Consider the following 1901-nt stretch of genomic DNA (forward strand, 5'->3'; position numbering starts at 1 on the left):
ATGCCTGTGTACAGGATATTCCGCTTCAGCATCATATAAAAGGCTCTCACCCAGGGGATGATGACAATATCGCACTCGGATCCCTGGGACTTGTGTATGGTAATGGCATTGGCGTGTTCGATCATCTCCAGATCCTCCGTCTCGTAGGTCACGATACGTCCATCCGGAAATTCGATCACCGTTTTTGCGGTTCCTTCCTCATCCGTATAAAAATCCGTAATCCTTCCCAGGTCACCATTGCTGGCCATCAACGTATTCTTGTTCTGCAGTACCTTATCCCCTTCCCGATAGATCTGCCCTCCTGCGGACAGTTCCTTTTTCCCAGGACTAGGGGGATTGATCAGATCCTCCAGACTCCGGTTCAGATCGTTAGCGCCATTTACCGTCTTTACCCGATAGGGTGTCAAAATCTGTACATGATCCAGCCCGTTCCTTGCGACCTCTTCCTGATAGAGCTGACGTACCATGGCTGCTGTCTCATCTGCCGAATTGCAGGAGACAAACTGAAAATCATCTCCAAAGCCAAAATCCGTCCGGTTTGCCAACATTTTACGGGCATTTAAGTGGATGTTGCTGGTCTTTCCCTGGCGGAATACCAGATCCAGCACCGTCACAGGGATCAGCCCGCAGCCGATCAATTGCCGGAACACATCACCAGCTCCCACAGAAGGGAGCTGATCTACGTCGCCTACCAGCAGGATACGGGAGGCAGGCTTTACCCTGCGGAAAAATTCATATCCCAAATGCATATCTACCATGGATACTTCATCCAGATTTAAGAAACCGGCCTCCAGATATTCTACTGCGTCTTCATAATCGGCAGAGTCACCCAGAAGTCCCAGAGCCATGTGCATCGTTGAGGCGTCTTCATGCCCGGTGCTTTCCGCCATCCGGCGTGCCGCACGCCCCGTAGGAGCCATGAGCTGCACTTGTGACCTGCAGACAATAGCATGGATATAAAGGATGACCTTTAACACAGTGGTCTTCCCAGTCCCAGGCCCACCGGTAATAATACTGATCTGGTTTTGGAACACCATACGCACTGCCTGTTTCTGCCTCTCTGACAGGGTAATCGCCAGGGCAGTCTGGGCCTGCGCCAATTCCTTTTCGATGTCATACGCCTCGCCCTGATCCAACAAACGCCGGGCGATCATGGAAGCGGTCTGGTTTTCTTCCTCATACTGCTTCTTCACATACACCCGCTCGCCGTCTACCACAATACTTTCCTGCATCACCAGCCGGTAGAGTACCCGCTGGATGTCTGTTTCTGTCACTGCCTGATGCGGAAGATCCTGGTTCAGCATGGTATATGCCCGCTGGATCAGCTCCGGGCGCTCCAGGTACAGATGCCCCTCCTCCTTCATAGCTGATTCCATGAGATGGGAGAGGCAGCCTGAAATCCGCATGGGGTCATTGAGCGCCTGGCAGTTCTGCCGTCCAATGGCATCCACTGTTAAAAAGCCAAACCCTTTCACAGCACAGAGCTGATAAGGCCTGTGACGGACAATCTCCACGGACTCATTGCGAAACCGCTGGAGGATCAGGTTCACCTTTTTAGGCGTTACCTTATAGGGTGCCAGGAATGTCATGAGTTCCCGGAACACCTTATTTTTCCCGTAGGACTCCACAATCCCCTTCAGCTTTTTCTGGGAAATTCCTTTCACCTTCAGAAGCTCCTGGGGATGTTCTTCCATGATTTCCAGCGTATTAAGGCCAAATTCTTTGTAAATGGCCTCTGCAACTTTTGGCCCCACACCCTTTACAGAACCGCAGGAGAGGTAGCCTAAGATCCCCTCCTTCGTGCGCGGCACGATCTCCATGAAATTTTCCACCTGATACTGCAGGCCGTGGCTGGACTTTTCCCACTGTCCTTCCATCTCAATCTCGATCTGGTCAGACTG

At 51.9% G+C, this 1901-nt stretch carries 1 protein-coding gene; it reads right to left on the reverse strand.

The genetic code is table 11. The features are described from left to right. Positions 1 to 1901 (reverse strand): AAA family ATPase (locus B5E53_RS18490; RefSeq protein WP_087317596.1); only part of this gene is annotated, 1901 nt, incomplete at both ends.

Origin of the sequence: Eubacterium sp. An11, from assembly GCF_002161065.1 — a bacterium.
Taxonomy (GTDB): domain Bacteria; phylum Bacillota; class Clostridia; order Lachnospirales; family Lachnospiraceae; genus Anaerobutyricum; species Anaerobutyricum faecale.